Below are 17,189 nucleotides of genomic sequence, written 5' to 3' on the forward strand. Positions count from 1 at the left end.
GAAGGCAAATCATAAGGCTCCAACCCTGTTTCCCGCGTCGTTTGTCGGGTATAAGCGCCTGCCTTACAGTTTCCGGGTCGTGTCGATTCCCAGCGACATTCCCACCAGTCCGCGCTCGCGTACCGCAAGCTTCCCGGCCACCGCCTCGAGTGCTTGTGCCGCAGGTGAATTCGGGTGGCCCAACACGATCGGAGTGCCGGCGTCGCCGCCTTCACGGACGGCGGTGTCGAGCGGAATCTGGCCCAGTAGAGGCACCTTTGCACCCACGGCCTTGGTGAGGCGATCCGATACGTCCTGTCCGCCACCGGATCCGAAGATATCCATGCGGGTACCGTCGGGCAGCTCGAGCCACGACATGTTCTCCACGACTCCCGCGACGCGCTGACGCGTCTGCAGTGCGATCGCTCCGGCGCGCTCGGCGACCTCGGCAGCGGCCTGCTGCGGGGTGGTGACCACGAGGATCTCTGCGTTCGGAATCAGTTGTGCGACAGAGATCGCCACGTCGCCGGTGCCGGGCGGAAGGTCGAGGAGCAGCACGTCCAGGTCGCCCCAGAACACGTCGGCGAGGAATTGCTGCAAGGCCCGGTGCAGCATGGGTCCGCGCCAGACGACCGGGGTGTTGCCCTCGGTGAACTGAGCGATCGAGATGAATTTCACGCCGTGCGCCTGCGGCGGCATGATCATCTTCTCCACCTGCGTGGGTCGCGCGTCGTTTCCGAGCATACGAGGCACGGAATGGCCGTAGATGTCGGCGTCGAGCACCCCGACGGACAGGCCGCGAGCGGACAGGGACGCGGCCAGGTTGACCGTCACGCTGGACTTGCCCACGCCGCCCTTGCCCGACGCCACCGCGTACACGCGCGTCAGCGATCCGGGTTGTGCGAAGGGAATGACGGGCTCTGCAAAATCGCCGCGCAGGGACTTGCGCAGTGCGGTGCGTTGCTCGTCGTTCATGACGTCGAGTTCGACCGTCACGGTGCCGACCCCGGCGACGTCGGCGACGGCGTTCTTCACGCGATCGCTGATCTCGGTCTTCATCGGGCAGCCGGAGGTCGTCAGGTAGATGCCGACGCCGACGGCTCCGTCGGCGGCGATATCGATGCTCTTGACCATCCCGAGGTCGGTGATGGGTTTACGGATCTCGGGGTCGATGACCTTCGTCAGCGCGGTCCGAACGTCGGATTCGGTCAGTACAGCCATTGCTTCATGCTAGGCGGTGCGCTTACTGCTGCTGGACGGCAGGGCAGCGCGATCCAGGGCAGCGCCCGATTCAGTGCTGCGGTCGATTCAGTGCTGCGTTGGATTCAGTGAATCCGCGGCAGCTGGTCCGACGACGGCACGATGCCGGTGGCGTAACCGGCCGACCACGCGAGCACGTTTGCCACGTAGGCCATCGAATTGTTGTACCGCAGAATCGCTCGGGTGGTCGAGGCCAGGTCGCGGGCGTTGGTGCCGTCGTCGCACAGGTACATGCCGGTGGCCAGGGCCGCGTCGTACAGGTTCTGTGGGTCGGAGACTCCGTCTCCGTTGCCGTCGGCGTGGTAGAGGTTCCACGTCGAGGGTAGGAACTGCATCGGACCGACTGCGCGGTCGTACTGGGTGTCGCCGTCGAGCGCGCCGCCGTCGGTGTCGCGAATCACCTGATTGCCGGCGAGGGTGCCGTTCAGAACCGGTCCGAGAATGGGCTCGTGCAGCTCGCCCGAGTCGTCGACCTTGCCGTTGTTGGCGTGGGTGGATTCGACGCGCCCGATGCCGGCGATGACGGTCCAGCTGATGCCGCAGGCGGGCTGCTGTTGGGCCAGGATGCGTTCGGCGTTCTTGTAGGCGGAGACGTTGACGACCGGGATCGCGATGGGGCTGACCGCAAGGTTGGTGGGCAGCTCGGGTGTGGGCGGGATCTCGGGAGCCGGGGCAGGCGCGGGGACCGGGGCAGGGGTCGGCAGCTCGGCCTGGGCCACCGGCTGCGCCTGCTGGTCCTGGGCGATCGGCTGCGGGGTCTCGACCACGGAGTTCGATTCCTGTGCGGCCGGGGCCGTCTTGGCGGTGACGAACGGGATGTATTCGGTGGCTCCGGCGCTGGTCGCGGCCGTTACGAGTCCTGCGGGGACCAGGCCTGCCAGAGCAATCACCGAGTTCCGTCGAACCTTGGAATTCGATGCTTTTCTGTGACGACCCACGTGCGCTGTACCTCCTGATTTCCCCGGATGATCTCCGGGGCCCGACCTGATGACCGGGGTCGAGGGTACCTGATTCGAGACTGTTCCGTTATCGGGCCGTTACCAGGCGTGGAGGGGTACGCGGTCTATTGCGGGTCGGTCTCGCTCGACGCGTCGTCGGCCAGGCGCGCGGCTGCTTTCTTGCGTGCCTTCTTCGGTGCGCTGACGGGTTGACCCGTCGCCTGTTCCAGCAACGCCTTGATGTCGTCGAGTTCGCGGCGCAGATAGTCGCGGGTGGCGACTTCACCGACGGCGATACGCAGAGCTGCGAGCTCCCGGGCGAGGAACTCGGTGTCGGCCTTGGTCTGCTGAGCCCGCGAGCGATCCTCTTCGAGAGAGACGCGGTCGCGGTCGTCCTGCCGATTCTGGGCGAGCAGGATCAACGGTGCGGCGTACGCGGCCTGCGTCGAGAAGGCGAGGTTGAGCAGGATGAAGGGATACGGGTCCCACTGCAGATTGACCGCAACGACGTTGAGGAAGATCCAGACGATGACGATGCCCGTCTGAATCGCCAGATAGCGTCCGGTGCCCAGGAACCTGGCGGCTTTCTCACCCGACTTACCGAGATCGAAGTCGAGATTGATGTTGAACAACCGCGAACCGCGCGGAGTATCCATTCTCTGGCGTGCTGTTTCTTTCACTGTCCGGCCACTTCCTGATCTCGCCAGTCCTCGGGCAGCAGGTGATCGAGGACGTCGTCCACGGTCACGGCCCCGACCAGGTGGTCCTCGTCGTCGACCACCGGGCCGCAGACGAGGTTGTACGTCGCGAAGTACCGCGTCACCGCGGTCAGGCTGTCCTCGGGGGACAAGCGTGGGAGTGCGCTGTCCACGACTCCACCGACCAGACTCGCCGGGGGTTCTCGCAACAGTTGCTGCAGGTGAACACAGCCCAGATACGGGCCGGTCGGTGTTGCGGTCGGCGGCCGCACCACGAACACCAGTGAGGCCAGCGCAGGCGTCAGATCCGGGTTGCGCACCCGGGCGAGCGCCTCGGCCACCGTCGTCGACGCCGTGAGAACGACGGGTTCGGGGGTCATCAGACCACCGGCGGTGTCGGGGGAGTGCTCGAGCAGGCGGCGGACCGGCGCCGAGTCTTCTGGATCCATCAGTCGCAGAAGCGATTCCGCTTCCGTTTCGGGTAGCTCACCGAGGAGGTCGGCAGCGTCGTCGGGGTCCATGGCTTCGAGCACGTCGGCACCACGGTCCACGCCGAGGTAGTGCATCAGCTCCACCTGATCGTCGTCGGGCAATTCCTGGACGACGTCGGCGAGTCGCTCGTCGTCCAACGCCCGCGCAACTTCCATGCGGCGTTTGACGGGCAGCTCGCGCATGGCATTCGCGACATCTGCCGCACGTAGATCCTCGAACTGCATCAACAGCTGCGCCACACCCTGGTCGGGCATCGACAGTTCGTTCTGCGTAAGGCCCTGCACGTGCTGCCAGTCCACGACATGGATGGCACCGCGTCGCGCGAGGCGTTGGCGCTGCTTCCGCACCGCAACGCGTGCGACCTTCCAGTCTCGTGTTCGGGTGAGCTCGATGCCGAGATCGACGACGACGGAATCGACGTCGTGCAGCTCGTCGAGCTCGGGGTCGTCGACGCGCACCTTGGAGTCGAGTATCTGCGCGAACACGAGGATCTCGTTCGCGCGCTGGGTGAATCGGCGCAGACTGACGTTTCCGGTGGTCAGCTGAACGGAATTCGGCTCGATGCTGGTCACTCGTAGCATCGGCACGAAAATTCTTCGGCGCGTTGCCAATTCGACCACGAGCCCGAGGACTCGCGGCTGTGCCCTACCCACGCGCATGGAGACCACCACGTCGCGCACCCGCCCGATCGATTCGCCGTCGGGGCCCAGGACGCCGAGGCCGGCGAGCCTGGCCGCGAATACCTTGCTCAGTGCTGCCATGATGGCAAGGTTAGAGGCTGGGCAATACAGCGGGTGAATCAGACAGGGGTAGTGCTTTCGATGGGTGCTTCGGGATTGCGTCGATCGGTACTGGCCGTTCCGGGCAGTTCGGACAAGATGATCGCCAAGGCCAAGGGCTTGCCTGCCGACGCGATTTTCCTCGATCTCGAGGACGCCGTCGCGCCGATCGCCAAGGTCGAGGCCCGCGCACGCATCGTCGACGCGTTGAACTCCGACGGCTGGGGCGATCAGCTCAAGGTCGTGCGCGTGAACGACTGGACGACGCAGTGGACGTACGGCGACGTCATCGACGTCGTCTCCGGGGCAGGGGGCAATCTGGACGCCATCCTGTTGCCGAAGGTCGAGTGCGCGGCGCACGTGCAGGCCTTGGATCTTCTTCTCACTCAACTCGAGAAGGAGCACGGTCTCGACGTGGGGGCCATCGGGATCGAGCCGCAGATCGAGAGCGCACGCAGCCTGCGCAACATCGACGAGATCGCAACCGCGAGCCCTCGGGTGCAGACGTTGGTGTTCGGGCCGGCCGACCTGATGGCGAGCGTCAACATGCGCACCCTCGTCGTCGGGGAACAGCCGTTGGGATACGACACCGGCGACGCCTATCACCACATTCTGATGACGATCCTGCTGGCGGCCCGGACTCACGGATTGCAGGCAATCGACGGCCCGTACCTGCAGATTCGCGATCTCGACGCGTTTCGCCGGGCCGCGGGACGGACGGCCGGCCTCGGGTTCGACGGCAAGTGGGTGCTGCACCCGACGCAGATCGAGGCGGCGAACGAGATCTTCGCGCCCCGTCAGGACGATTACGACAAGGCCGAGATGATTCTCGACGCGTACGAGTTCCATACCTCCGCAGCAGGTGGCGCTCGCGGTGCGGTGATGCTCGGCGACGAGATGATCGACGAGGCGAGCCGCAAGATGGCGCTGGTCGTCTCGGCGAAGGGGCGGGCGGCCGGTCTGACGCGCACGACGACGTTCGAGCCGCCGATCTCCTGATCGAGGCGGTTGTCCGAGGGCCGAACAATGGGTGTGACGGTGCCGGAGCGGAGCCTGCAGAAGCGACCAGAAAAGTCCGTTTCGGGGCACAATGGAGTCATGACCAATCCCCTCTCACAGCCGGGCCGCCCAGGGCAAGGACTGCCGACGCCGCCGTCCGGTTGGCCCATCGGTTCCTACCCCACCTATGCCGAGGCGCAGCGCGCCGTCGATTTCCTCTCCGACGAGGAATTCTCGGTACAGGACGTCACCATCGTCGGCGTCGATCTGATGCAGGTCGAACGAGTTCTCGGCCGGCTCACCTGGCCCAAAGTCATTGGCGGAGGCATCGTTTCGGGCGCATGGCTGGGTGTTTTCCTCGGTCTCGTACTCGGTATCTTCAGCGAGAACATCTTCGGCGCGTTGCTCATCGGCGTCGGCGGCGGCATCATCTTCGGCTTGATCTCGGCATCCATTCCGTATGCCGCGACCAAGGGACAACGAGATTTCGCGTCGAGCATGCAGTTGGTCGCCGGACGCTACGACGTCATCTGCGAGCCCAGGACAGCAGAGAAGGCACGCGACCTGCTCGCCAAACTGTCGATTTGATCACAACGGTTGGACGACCAGGCAACCGACAGGTAACGGAATAGCCCCAAATCACCCTCGAGGCCAGTGAGTTCGGTTACGTTTCTCTCGTGCACGGCAGTGCCGACACAAGGGATGCGCGAGTAACCGAACGTACGGAGGCGGGACAGTGCCGAGACATCGTGGTCGTAGGCGTGGAAAAGCAACGAGGATAGGGGTGTTGGCGGCAGCGGCTCTGGTGACGAGTCCGTTGCTCGCAGCGTGTGGTTCGTCGGACAGTTCGGTTCCGGTTCTGAGTTTCTACACTGCCGCAGACGGCGCAGAGCAGTACGCCGCTGCGGCACAAGTGTGTTCGGACGCCTCCAACGGCCGGTATCGAGTGGAGCAGCGGACACTGCCCAAGAGTGCCAACGATCAGCGCCTGCAGCTCGCGAGGCGTCTCGCCGGAAACGACAAGACGTTGGATCTGATGACGCTCGACGTCGTCTGGACCGCCGAATTCGCCGAGGCCGGTTGGGCGTTGCCCGTCCCGGACGACCTGTCGGCGAAGCTGCGCGACGGGTCGACCCTGGAAGGTCCGCTCGCCACTGCGGAATGGCAGGACCAGCTCTACGCCGTTCCGCTCAACTCCAACACCCAGTTGCTCTGGTACCGGCCCGACGAGGTGCCGGGCGGTACCCCGCCGCAGACGTGGGATCAGCTGATCGACGTGGCCGAGGCCAACGCGGCCGCCGGTAAGCCCGCTCAGATCGGTGTGCAGGCCAAGCAGTACGAGGGCTTCATGGTCTGGTTCAACTCGCTGCTCGAGAGCGCGGGCGGGTCGGTGGTCGCCGAAGACGGAACGACGGTGACCCTCAACGACACTCCCGAGCACCGCGCCGCCACCGAGAAGGCCCTCGAGATCATCAAGCGGGTGGCCACGGCCGACGGCCACGATCCGTCGGTCTCGCAGAGCGACGAGGCGACAGCGCGACTCGGCATGGAGTCGGGACGGATGGCCTTCCAGGTCAATTACCCGTTCGTGCTGCCGGGCCTGAAGGAGAACGCCGTCGCCGGGGCAGTGTCGTTCCTCGATCTGGCGAATGTTCCTGCCGATCAGCAGGATGCACGCATCGCCGAGGTCTTCCGCAGTGCTCCGTACCCCGAGGTGAATGCGGGGGAGCCCGCCAAGGTCACCATCGGCGGCTTCAACATCGGCGTCGCGAAGACCACTCAGCACGAGGACCTCGCCTGGGAAGCCGTCGAGTGCCTCACCAATCAGGAGAATCAGCGCAACAACGCCGTCAACGGCGGCGTGCCCCCGGTGCTGAAGTCGCTGTACTCCGATCCGGAGTTCCAGGCCGTCTATCCCGCATGGGAAGGGGTTCTCGGTTCCATCGAGTCCGCGGCGGTGCGGCCCGTTTCGCCTGCCTACCAGAGCATTTCGATTCTGTTGACCGATGCCCTCAACCCGCCCCAGAACATCGATCCGGTTGCCGACGTGGACAAGCTCGCAGAACTGGTCAGCAAGGCCGTCAATTCCGAAGGGTTGATTCCATGAGCGATCCCACCGAATCGCAGCCGCAGCCCGCCGATCGGCAGGCGGCTCTGAAGAACATCTCCGACGGTAAGAAAGCCGAACGACGCCTGGGATTGCTCCTGGTCGCACCCGCGGCGATCCTGATGCTCGCGGTCACCGGCTACCCGATCGTCTACGCCTTCTGGCTCAGTCTGCAGAAGTACAACCTCGCGTTCCCCGAGGATCGCCAATTCGTCGGCATCTCCAACTACGTGACCGTGCTGTCCGACGGTTACTGGTGGACGGCATTCGGCGTCACCGCCGGAATCACGATCGTCTCGGTGATCATCGAGTTCATCCTCGGCCTGGCGGTGGCACTGGTCATGCACCGCACCATCTTCGGTCGCGGACTCGTCCGCACCGTGGTGCTCATCCCGTACGGCATCGTGACCGTCGCCGCCGCGTACAGCTGGTACTACGCCTGGACCCCGGGCACCGGCTATCTCGCCAACCTGTTGCCCGACGGCAGCGCGCCACTCACCGAGCAGTTCCCGTCGCTCGCGATCGTGGTTCTGGCCGAGGTGTGGAAGACGACCCCGTTCATGGCTCTGCTGCTGTTGGCAGGCCTGGCTCTGGTGCCCGACGATCTGCTCAAGGCTGCCGAGGTCGACGGAGCGGGTGGGTGGACGCGGCTGATGCGGATCACCATTCCGTTGATGAAGCCGGCAATTCTCGTCGCGGTGCTCTTCCGCACGCTCGACGCGTTCCGCATCTTCGACAACATCTACGTCCTCACCCGAGGGAGCAACGAGACAGGATCGGTGTCGATTCTCGGTTACAACAACCTGTTCGGCGCGTTCAACCTCGGACTCGGGTCGGCGATCAGCATCCTGATCTTCTTCTGCGTCGCGATCATCGCGTTCGTGTTCATCAAGCTGTTCGGTGCCTCGGCACCGGGATCCGACGACGGAGGCCGCAAGTAATGACCACTGTTACGCCTCGCAAGAAGGTCGGTTGGACGGTAGTCAACGTCCTCGTCCTCCTCTACGCGCTCGTTCCGTTGGCGTGGATCATCAGCCTGTCGTTCAAATCGACGGCCACGATCGCCGACGGAAAGTTCATCCCGCAGTCGTTCACCCTGGAGAACTACAAGGGCATCTTCTCCACCAACCAGTTCACCTCGGCGCTGGTGAACTCCATCGGAATCGGGTTGATCACCACGGTGATCGCCGTCGTGATCGGCACCATGGCCGCGTATGCCGTTGCCCGGCTGGACTTTCCGGGCAAGAAGCTCCTGGTCGGTGCGGCTCTGCTCATCGCGATGTTCCCCCAGATCTCGCTGGTGACACCGCTGTTCGACATCTCGCGCTCGCTCGGGCTGTTCGACACCTGGCCGGGTCTGATCATCCCGTACATCACCTTCGCGTTGCCGTTGGCGATCTACACCCTCTCCGCGTTCTTCCGCGAGATTCCGTGGGAGCTGGAGAAGGCGGCGAAGATGGACGGAGCAACGCCTGCACAGGCTTTCCGCAAGGTCATCGCCCCGCTGGCTGCACCCGGCATCGTCACCGCGTCGATCCTGGTGTTCATCTTCGCCTGGAACGACCTCCTGCTCGCCATCTCGCTGACGGCGACGGAACGTTCGGTCACCGTCCCGGCGGCCATCTCGCAGTTCACCGGTAGCTCTCAGTTCGAGGAGCCCACGGGATCGATCGCGGCAGCCGCCGTCGTCATCACGATCCCGATCATCATTTTCGTGCTCTTCTTCCAACGACGTATCGTGGCGGGCTTGACGTCCGGCGCAGTGAAGGGATAACCGTCATGGCCGAAATCGTTCTCGACAAAGTCACCAAGCTCTACCCCGACGGCGCCGCTGCCGTCAGCGACGTCGACATCACCATCGCCGACGGCGAATTCATCATCCTCGTCGGACCGTCCGGCTGCGGAAAGTCCACCACGCTCAACATGATCGCCGGGCTGGAGGACATCTCGTCCGGTGAGCTGCGGATCGCGGGGGAGCGCGTCAACGAGAAGGCACCGAAGGATCGCGACATCGCGATGGTGTTCCAGTCCTACGCGCTGTACCCGCACATGACGGTTCGGCAGAACATCGCCTTCCCACTGACGCTGGCCAAGCTCTCGAAGACCGAGATCAACGACAAGGTCGAAGAGGCTGCCAAGATCCTCGATCTCAGTCAGCACCTCGACCGTAAGCCTGCCAACCTCTCCGGTGGTCAGCGACAGCGAGTTGCCATGGGCCGCGCTATTGTTCGCACTCCGAAGGCGTTCTTGATGGACGAGCCGCTGTCCAACCTCGACGCCAAGCTGCGAGTCCAGACGCGCGCCGAGATCTCGCGGCTGCAGAAACGCCTGGGCACCACCACCGTCTACGTCACACACGATCAGACCGAGGCCATGACCCTCGGCGATCGCGTCGTGGTGTTGCGCGGCGGGCTGGTGCAGCAGATCGGTTCTCCGCAGGAGCTCTACGACAAGCCGCGAAACCTGTTCGTGGGCGGCTTCATCGGATCGCCCTCGATGAATTTCGTTCCGGGACAGCTCACCTCGAACGGAGTGTCCACCGCCCTCGGAGACATCGAGATCCCGCTCGAGCGAATGGACGCGATCAAGGCCAAGAACCCGGGCCGCGAGGTGGTCGTCGGTATTCGTCCCGAGCACTTCGAGGACGCGGCACTGATCGACGGATACCAGAAGATGAGCGGTGCCACCTTCACCGCAACCGTCGATGTGCTCGAGTCCATGGGCAGCGACAAGTACGTGTACTTCACGTTGAAGGGTGCCAAGGTCGAGTCCAGCGAACTCCAGGAGCTGGCCGCCGATGCCGGTATCGCCGATCTCGGCGGGGCACAGGTGGTTGCGCGTCTGGCAGCCGAATCCAAGGCCGCCGAGGGTGGTCAGGTGGAACTGTGGTTCGACCCGGGCAAGATCTCGGTGTTCGATCAGGCGTCGGGTGCGAACCTGACGCTGTAGAGCGATACGCGCATGTGAGCGGAACTTCGTAGCCCACTACGAAGTTCCACTCACATGCCGCAGGCTCTACAGTGGCATGTTCGACGTGGTGTTCGGTTCGGACTCGGCAACCCGCACCGATTCCCGAGCAGCGGGGGTGCTCCTGATGGCCAGGGCTGCCGCGGCGACGACGGCGCAAGCCACGGCACCGGCGACGAAGGCTGCGGTGTACGCGCTCTCGCGGGCCACGATCGTTCCGTCGATGGTGAACATCGCCAGCACGGTGGACAGCGACGCACTCGCGATCGACGTGCCGACGGTGCGCACGATCGAATTGACGCTGTTGGCCACGCCGGTGTCCGCCGCGCTGACCTCGGCCATCAGCAGGTTGGGTAGGGCAGCGAACGCGAGGCTGACGAACGTGTTGATGACGATGCCTGCGGTGATCAGCTGCCACGTGTGATCGTGGGCGACTGCGACGAACGCAAATCCGAGAACGCCGATCACCGCACCGCCGACGAGTACTCGGCGCGGCCCGAACGATCCGATGAGGCGACCGCTGATCACCGCGGCCACCACTCCTACCGCAGCACCGGGCAGCAGGTACACGACACTCGCCTCGAGAACGTTGGCGGTGAATCCGTAGCCGGCGACGGCACGTGGGGTCTGCACGAAGTAGGAGCAGGCCAGGAAGTTGGCAAACATTCCGACGCCGACGAACAGGGTGGCGACGTTGGTGGCCAACAGTGGTCCGTGAGTGAGCATGCGGGGTGCGACTAGCGGGGCATCGATACGTTTTTCGAAGATCCACCAGATCGTTCCCAGCAGCACGCCCGCGACAGCGCATCCGATGGTGGCCACCGAACCCCAGCCCCACGTGCGGCCCTGGGTGAGCGCCAGGAACAGCAGCAGAAGTGTGCCCGCCAGCAGCACGGCGCCCCACCAGTCGACCGATCCGCTCCCGCTACGCGGTCGGGCCGGGACACCGAACCAGGCGATGCCCAGCGCGACCACGACGATGGCGACGGTGAGCCAGAAGACGCGGTGGTAGTCGGCACCGTTGGCCGTGAGCAGACCCGTCAGCACCAACCCGAATCCGCCGCCCACGCCGAGAGTGCCGGACAGGATCGACATCGAGCCGACGAGTGCGCGCGGTGGCATCTCGTCGCGCAACACCGCCAGCGCGATGGGGAACAGGGCGTACGAGACGCCCTGCAGAACGCGGCCGACGAGCAACCAGGTCAGGGAATCGGTCAGCGCTGCCAGCAGCGACCCGGCCAGTACGACGGTCAGGACGCCGATGAGCACGGGACGTTTGCCGTGCAGGTCGGCGAGTCGGCCGATGACGGGGGTGGCGATGACCGCGGCCAACAGGTTCGCCGTCAGTACCCACCCGGCAGCGGTGGTGCTGACGCCCAGCTGGATGCCGATGGTGCCCACGATGGGAACGACCATCGTCTGCAGAACGGCGAGGGTCATGACGATGAAACAGAGTCCTGGCAGCAGCGTGCGGCGGGTGGACATGGAAGAGCTACCTCGTTACTTATGACAACCGAAAATACGAACCGATCGAACTAAAATGTTGAACGCATCTAATTAATTATCGGGTACCGGTCTCCCCGGTGTGAGAGGGAGGTACCGCGGAGGAGCTACTGCGCCCGGTTGGGTTTCCCCAGGGCCTTCTGCCGGAGTTCACTGACGATCTCGTCGTTCCAGACGTGCTCGCGCACCAACCGGTAGCGCTCACGGCTCATCCACAGATAGGCCTCCGCATCGGTGCGGTCCTCGAGAATCTCGGCCGCTCGGACCATGCGGACCACCGGCAGGTACTCCTCACCGAACCAGCGTCGCGCGACCGTTCCGCGGTCGACGAACTCCCCGAGTTCTTGCATCAGCCGAAATCCCCAGGCCTCCACCGACTCGCTCAGTTGCGCGTAATCGAACGGGTCCGTGACCTGCACCGCCTCGCGCGCGCGTCCTACCAGGGGCACCCGACTCAGGAAGATGCGGCGATGATCCTTGATCAACAGATCGCCGCGCCGGGTGATGCCTTCGGGGGAGATACGCGTGATGATCTCGGTGACGACGGCGTCGATCGTCGTGCGATGCATCGCGAACGCAATGGACACCCGGTGATGCCCGTCGACGACGAAGTGCATCCCGCCGATGCGATACACCTGAATCGGCGGCATCGCTTCACCGCGGCGCTGCGCCGCCGCCAACCGCTGCCAGCGTTCCCTGATCCGGGCCGAGGTCGGCCTGAAGAACCTGTCGAAGTCGCGGGTGCGGTCGACGCTGCCGACGATGGTCTCCACGCGAATGACCTGCAGTCCGAGGTGCCGTTCTCCGACTTTGCCGAGGGCAGCGACCACCTCGTCGAACGGCAGGATGGTGTTGACGTCGTCGGGTTGACGCCGTAGCCACCCGACGAGTCTCGCCACGTCGGCGCGTCGACGCTGGCGGGTGAAGTCGTTCTCCGCGTCGGCGGCCGGAAATCCGGTGTCACGTGCCATGTCTGCGCCTCACGATCCTCGGTGCTTCGACCTGCTGTCGCTGCCCACCCGGTTCGACGTCGAGCAGGGTGTATCCGACGGTGTTGATCACCGCCGCCCCGTGCAGGGTGAGATCGTCCGGGGTGTGGCCATGTGGATGAATGTGGCCGTGCAACAACAACTGTGGGGAGAGCCGACGCGTCACCTCGTCGAGGCAGTCGAAGCCGACGTGTGCCGGATCGGTGTCGTCGCCGACTCCGAGGGGTGGGCTGTGAGTGAGCAGAATGTCCACCGGCCGTACGTCCTTGCGGACGTTGCGATTCCACGCGAACGTTCGAGTGAGGGTGCGTGAGCGTCTGCGCTGCTGACGTTGCGTCCATTGATTGGGGCCGCCGTTGTAGCGGATCGACCCGCCGAGACCGGCGATACGCAGACCGGCAGCCGACACGATCCGCCGGTCGACGTTGATCGCACCCACCGGCCCCGGCCAGGTGGCAGGCAGCCCGGCGCGCATCCAGCCGGCCTTCCCGGCCGAATAACCCGTCAGGTCCGCGTCGTGGTTGCCGGGCACGAACACGCACGGAGCGTTCAACGCATCGGTCAGGTACTCGAGGTAATCGAACGGAAGGTCACCCGCGCCGAGAATCAGATCGACGCCGAGCGACTTCACCTGCGGACTCCACAGAGATTCGATCGTTTCGTCGGACACAGCGAGAACGGAGACCACGGGTACGACGGTACCCACCTCGTCCTCGGTGGCACCTCCGAACGGACTTCTCGGGCACCGGTGGTGTTGGATGGGTCTCGTGAGCGAGAGTGTCATTACCGCGGTACGCGCACATCTGGTGACCGAGATCGGCGACGACAACCCGTCGTCCGCGTCCGTGACGTTCCTCGGCCTGGAGTCACTGGACGTGCTGCGATTCGGGGCGGACTCCGACGTGGTGCGGTACGTCAGCCTCGGCTGCTCGCGTCATCCGATGGCAGACCCGAACGACATGGTCGCCGACCCGTCCCGAGGCCCTCGCGCCGAACTGATACTCACTCTCCGCGGTGGCGCAGGTGTGGCGTCGGGTGTCCACAAGAGCCTGGCCGTGCTCGCGGCCTCGCCTGCGGTGGAGGGCGTCGTGCTGGTGGAGGATGCTCTGCTCGATCTCGGTGAGCCGCTGTGGACAAATGCCCCTTTCACGGCCGTGCTGCTCGGGCCGAGCGACATCTCGGACCTGCCGCTGCCGGAGCCTTTCGATCCGGTTCGTTTCTTCGCCGCGGTGCCGTTGACCGGAACCGAGGCCGCCTGGGTGCGGTTACGTGGGGCGGACGCGTTACGCGAGGCCTGGAAGGAAGCGGGGATCGACGTCCGAGACCCGAATCGGTCCGCAGCCAGCCTCTGATCCGGCGCTACTGCGCACAGGGTGTCGACTGATCTACAGCCAGTTGTTCTTGTGGAACGTGCGCCACAGACCGACGCACACGCAGGCGACGATCGCGACGATCGTGTGATAGCCGTAGGTCCAGTGCAGCTCGGGCATGTTGTCGAAGTTCATGCCGTAGATGCCCGCCACCATGGTCGGCACCGCCGCGATCGCCACCCAGGACGAGATCTTGCGCATGTCGAGGTTCTGCTGCATCGTCACCCGAGCCAGGGCGGCGTCGACGAGAGAGCTGAGCACCTCGTCGTATTCGGAGATGCGTTCGGCAACAGTGGTGTGATGGTCCTGCACGTCGCGCAGATACCGCCGGACGGACTTCGGAACACTGGGTTCCTGGACCAGCCGTGCGAGCGGCGTCGACAGTGGTGTCACCGACCGGCGCAGTTCCACGACCTCCCGCTTGAGCAGATAGATGTTCTCGATCGGCACGTGGTGATGCGGAGAGAAGACTTCCTCCTCCATGCCGTCGACGTCCCGCTCGATCGAGTCGGTGACGGCCAGGTACTCGTCGACGACGTGGTCGGCCACGGCGTGCAGCACCGCCGACGGTCCGAGCGCGAGTTGCTCCGGATTGTCCTCGAGGCGCTGGCGCACGCCGGCCAATCCGGAGTGTTCGCCGTGTCGGACGGTGATGACGAAATCTCGGCCGACCATCACCATGATCTCGCCGCTCTCGACGATCTCGTTCGCCGTCGTCACCGACTCGTGTTCGACGTACTTGACCGTGCGTAGGACGAGGAATGCGACGTCGTCGTATCGCTCGAGCTTGGGCCGCTGATGCGCGTGCACGGTGTCCTCGACCATCAACTCGTGCAGGCCGTAACACTGAGCGATCGCGTTCATCTGACGGTCGTCCGGCGCGTGCAGGCCCACCCAGACGAACCCCTCGCCGCGGGCTCGCACTTCGGCGATCGCCGACGTGTGGGTGAAGCGGCCGGGTAGACGGGACCCGTCCACGTAGACAGCGCAGTCCACGATGGCGCGCGCCGTCGGAACCGGTATCCGTGGACTCGATTCGGGTGCGGCCTTGTTTCCTCGTCGGTGCAGCGAGGGCAGTGAGGGACGCGGTGGAAGGGACGGCATGGCGGGCAATCGTACGCCAGCAAAACGACAGAACAGTGGGCCCGGAACGTCACGGCGGTGCGCCTGGGACACTGTTCTGGTGCTCATCGATCTCCACACCCACTCGACAGCGTCCGACGGTACCGACAGCCCGGCCGAGCTGGTTCGCGCTGCGTCGGCGGCGGGCCTGTCGGTGGTGGCACTCACCGATCACGACACCACGGCGGGATGGGACGAGGCCGCTGCCGCATCGCCTGCAGGCCTGACGCTCGTGCGCGGCATGGAACTGTCGTGCACCGGTCGTGGCGAGGACGGCACGCCCGTCCCGGTGCACCTGCTGGCGTACCTGTTCGACCCCGAGAACGAGGCATTCGCCGCCGAGCGTGCACGACTGCGCGGTGAGCGGGTGACCCGGCTGCGTGCCATCGCCGAGAACATGGCTGCGGACGGCCTACCCATCGATCCCGACGCGGTTCTCGCCTCGGCCGGGGAGGCCGCCGGTCGTCCACATCTGGGCAAGGCATTGATCGAGGCCGGCTACGTCTCGGACATGGACGCGGCGTTCGCCGGTCCGCTGGCAACGGGTGGTAAGTACTACGTCGGCAAAGTCGATACGCCACTCGACGTTGCCGTCGAGATGATCGCCGCCGCAGGCGGCGTCAGCGTGCTCGCGCATGCCCGGGCCCGCAAGCGCGGACGCATCCTGGATCTGGACCACATCCGAGAACTGACCCCGCTCGGGCTCGGCGGCGTGGAAGTCCACCACATGGACCACTCGCCGGAGGACACCGTGGTGATGGCCGAGCTGGCTGCGGAGCTGGACCTCATCGTCACCGGATCCTCGGATTACCACGGCACCAACAAGACCGTGAAGCTGGGCGAGTACACCACCGACCCGGAGCAGTACGACCGACTGATCGCGGCGGCCCGGTCATGACCTTCGACGTGACGCTGTACCTGACGGTTCTGATCACGCTGTTCGTGATCATGGACCCCCCGGGCGCGATTCCGGTGTTCCTGTCCCTGGTGGGACGTAAGAGCAAGGAAGTACGCAACAAGGCCGCATGGCAGGCACCTGCGGTCTCGCTCACCGTCATCTCGGTGTTCGCCATCGGCGGCCAGGCAATTCTGAGCTACCTGCACATCGGTATTCCGGCATTGCAGGGCGCGGGCGGACTTCTGCTCCTGCTCATCGCGCTGTCGTTGCTCACCGGAAAAGGTGCGGGCGGCGACGCGGCGGCCGAGGACGTCAACGTCGCACTCGTGCCGCTGGGTACGCCGTTGATGGCGGGCCCCGGAGCCATTGCAGCGGTGATCGTCTACGTCAGTCAGGCCGACGGGAATGCGAGCTCGTTGCTCGCAATTGCTTTGGGCATCATCACGATTCACGTCCTGTTCTTCGTGATTCTGCGATTCTCCACCGTCCTCATCCGGCTGCTCGGCGAAGGCGGCATCTCGCTGCTGGCACGCATCGCAGGTCTGTTGCTCGCCGCCATCGCAGTGCAGTTGATCGCGGACTCCGTCCGCGGATTCGTGGCCGGAGCATGAGCGGGGCCGGAGCGGGCGCCGGACTGCGCTTCCTGCGCGGGCTCAGCGGCATCGTCACCGCCGGACTGGTGGTGCTGGCGATCGGCGTCGGCGTCACCCAATATCTCGGTCATTCCCGTGGCTACCCGGGACCGGGCGCGCTGTCGGTCACCGTGCACATCGTTGCCGCTGTCGTCGCCATCGCAGCTCAGCGCATCGCCGATCACCGACGAGGATTCACCGCCTTCCTCGGAGCGATCGTGGTCTTCGTGGTCACCGGTCTCGTCCTGTGGACCCAGTGGTGGCAGTAGGGCAGTGGTGGTAGTGGTTCATGCTCGTTTCTGACTCTATGGTCAGTTCGGTGGGCGGTATGGCACACTTGGGCCGTTGCAGCGATGCGGCTACAGCCCATCGTTGACTGTGCAGGCACACCCGCCGCACGTGCGAGACACGCTTTTCGGCAGTCGGCAGCCAGCACTGGCGCCCTCCGGTAGTCCG

Annotated in this window: 18 protein-coding genes; 10 read left to right on the top strand and 8 right to left on the bottom strand. The window is 65.0% G+C overall.

Annotated elements, in window-relative coordinates; all coding sequences use genetic code 11:
* Positions 1-63: 63 nt before the first annotated feature.
* From QM588_RS15955 to QM588_RS15970, 4 genes are all read right to left on the bottom strand, one after another.
* Positions 64-1,200, bottom strand: coding sequence for an Mrp/NBP35 family ATP-binding protein (locus tag QM588_RS15955; RefSeq protein ID WP_283314671.1), 1,137 nt, complete (start codon positions 1,198-1,200; stop codon positions 64-66).
* Positions 1,201-1,304: 104 nt separating this feature from the next.
* Positions 1,305-2,177: a lytic transglycosylase domain-containing protein gene (locus QM588_RS15960; RefSeq protein WP_283314673.1), complete on the bottom strand. Its 873-nt coding sequence runs from the start codon at positions 2,175-2,177 to the stop codon at positions 1,305-1,307.
* A 125-nt stretch (positions 2,178-2,302) separates the two neighbouring features.
* Positions 2,303-2,833 carry a DUF1003 domain-containing protein gene (locus QM588_RS15965; RefSeq protein ID WP_283314843.1) on the bottom strand — a complete coding sequence of 177 codons (531 nt, stop codon included), beginning with the start codon at positions 2,831-2,833 and terminating at the stop codon, positions 2,303-2,305.
* 20 nt (positions 2,834-2,853) lie between these two features.
* Positions 2,854-4,128 carry a magnesium transporter MgtE N-terminal domain-containing protein gene (locus tag QM588_RS15970; RefSeq protein WP_283314674.1) on the bottom strand — a complete coding sequence of 425 codons (1,275 nt, stop codon included), beginning with the start codon at positions 4,126-4,128 and terminating at the stop codon, positions 2,854-2,856.
* A 60-nt stretch (positions 4,129-4,188) separates the two neighbouring features.
* Between QM588_RS15970 and QM588_RS15975 the strand changes: the two genes are divergently transcribed.
* The 6 genes from QM588_RS15975 to QM588_RS16000 all read left to right on the top strand — a co-directional run bounded on the left by QM588_RS15975 (position 4,189) and on the right by QM588_RS16000 (position 10,201).
* On the top strand, positions 4,189-5,145 hold the full coding sequence (locus tag QM588_RS15975) for an HpcH/HpaI aldolase/citrate lyase family protein (RefSeq protein WP_283314676.1): 957 nt from the start codon (positions 4,189-4,191) through the stop codon (positions 5,143-5,145).
* 99 nt (positions 5,146-5,244) lie between these two features.
* Positions 5,245-5,733: a general stress protein gene (locus QM588_RS15980; RefSeq protein WP_027498040.1), complete on the top strand. Its 489-nt coding sequence runs from the start codon at positions 5,245-5,247 to the stop codon at positions 5,731-5,733.
* A gap of 196 nt (positions 5,734-5,929) precedes the next feature.
* Positions 5,930-7,252 carry an ABC transporter substrate-binding protein gene (locus tag QM588_RS15985; RefSeq protein ID WP_336620082.1) on the top strand — a complete coding sequence of 441 codons (1,323 nt, stop codon included), beginning with the start codon at positions 5,930-5,932 and terminating at the stop codon, positions 7,250-7,252.
* The gene (locus QM588_RS15990; RefSeq protein ID WP_283314680.1) at positions 7,249-8,193 is read left to right on the top strand and encodes a carbohydrate ABC transporter permease; all 945 of its coding nucleotides are present in this window, start codon (positions 7,249-7,251) and stop codon (positions 8,191-8,193) included. Before QM588_RS15985 ends, QM588_RS15990 begins: the two co-directional genes overlap by 4 nt.
* Positions 8,193-9,026 carry a carbohydrate ABC transporter permease gene (locus QM588_RS15995; protein WP_027498037.1) on the top strand — a complete coding sequence of 278 codons (834 nt, stop codon included), beginning with the start codon at positions 8,193-8,195 and terminating at the stop codon, positions 9,024-9,026. The genes QM588_RS15990 and QM588_RS15995 overlap by 1 nt, the downstream gene beginning before the upstream one ends.
* A gap of 5 nt (positions 9,027-9,031) precedes the next feature.
* A complete protein-coding gene (locus tag QM588_RS16000) occupies positions 9,032-10,201 on the top strand; it encodes an ABC transporter ATP-binding protein (protein WP_032375493.1) in 1,170 nt (389 codons plus the stop codon).
* Positions 10,202-10,267: 66 nt separating this feature from the next.
* On the opposite strand, the gene QM588_RS16005 is transcribed toward QM588_RS16000, so the two are convergent.
* From QM588_RS16005 to QM588_RS16015, 3 genes are all read right to left on the bottom strand, one after another.
* The gene (locus tag QM588_RS16005; RefSeq protein WP_283314682.1) at positions 10,268-11,704 is read right to left on the bottom strand and encodes an MFS transporter; all 1,437 of its coding nucleotides are present in this window, start codon (positions 11,702-11,704) and stop codon (positions 10,268-10,270) included.
* A 125-nt stretch (positions 11,705-11,829) separates the two neighbouring features.
* Complete coding sequence (locus QM588_RS16010) at positions 11,830-12,693, bottom strand: hypothetical protein (RefSeq protein ID WP_032371672.1); 864 nt, start codon at positions 12,691-12,693, stop codon at positions 11,830-11,832.
* The gene (locus tag QM588_RS16015; protein WP_283314685.1) at positions 12,683-13,399 is read right to left on the bottom strand and encodes a metallophosphoesterase family protein; all 717 of its coding nucleotides are present in this window, start codon (positions 13,397-13,399) and stop codon (positions 12,683-12,685) included. Before QM588_RS16015 ends, QM588_RS16010 begins: the two co-directional genes overlap by 11 nt.
* Before the next feature lie 70 nt (positions 13,400-13,469).
* Here QM588_RS16015 and QM588_RS16020 point away from each other — a divergent pair, with 70 nt between their 5' ends.
* Entirely contained in the window at positions 13,470-14,063 is a 594-nt protein-coding gene (locus QM588_RS16020) for a suppressor of fused domain protein (RefSeq protein ID WP_442972933.1), read from the top strand.
* A 33-nt stretch (positions 14,064-14,096) separates the two neighbouring features.
* Here QM588_RS16020 and QM588_RS16025 read toward each other — a convergent pair whose 3' ends face one another.
* Positions 14,097-15,185, bottom strand: a complete 1,089-nt coding sequence (locus QM588_RS16025) for a magnesium and cobalt transport protein CorA (protein WP_283314688.1) — start codon at positions 15,183-15,185, stop codon at positions 14,097-14,099.
* A 79-nt stretch (positions 15,186-15,264) separates the two neighbouring features.
* Between QM588_RS16025 and QM588_RS16030 the strand changes: the two genes are divergently transcribed.
* The 3 genes from QM588_RS16030 to QM588_RS16040 are packed head-to-tail and all read left to right on the top strand — an operon-like array spanning position 15,265 to position 17,002.
* Positions 15,265-16,101, top strand: coding sequence for a PHP domain-containing protein (locus QM588_RS16030; protein ID WP_283314689.1), 837 nt, complete (start codon positions 15,265-15,267; stop codon positions 16,099-16,101).
* Positions 16,098-16,712, top strand: a complete 615-nt coding sequence (locus QM588_RS16035; protein ID WP_283314692.1) for a MarC family protein — start codon at positions 16,098-16,100, stop codon at positions 16,710-16,712. Before QM588_RS16030 ends, QM588_RS16035 begins: the two co-directional genes overlap by 4 nt.
* Positions 16,709-17,002: a hypothetical protein gene (locus QM588_RS16040; protein ID WP_283314694.1), complete on the top strand. Its 294-nt coding sequence runs from the start codon at positions 16,709-16,711 to the stop codon at positions 17,000-17,002. The genes QM588_RS16035 and QM588_RS16040 overlap by 4 nt, the downstream gene beginning before the upstream one ends.
* Positions 17,003-17,189: the final 187 nt, after the last annotated feature.

It is taken from the genome of Rhodococcus sp. IEGM 1354 (assembly GCF_030056855.1).
Taxonomy (GTDB): domain Bacteria; phylum Actinomycetota; class Actinomycetes; order Mycobacteriales; family Mycobacteriaceae; genus Rhodococcoides.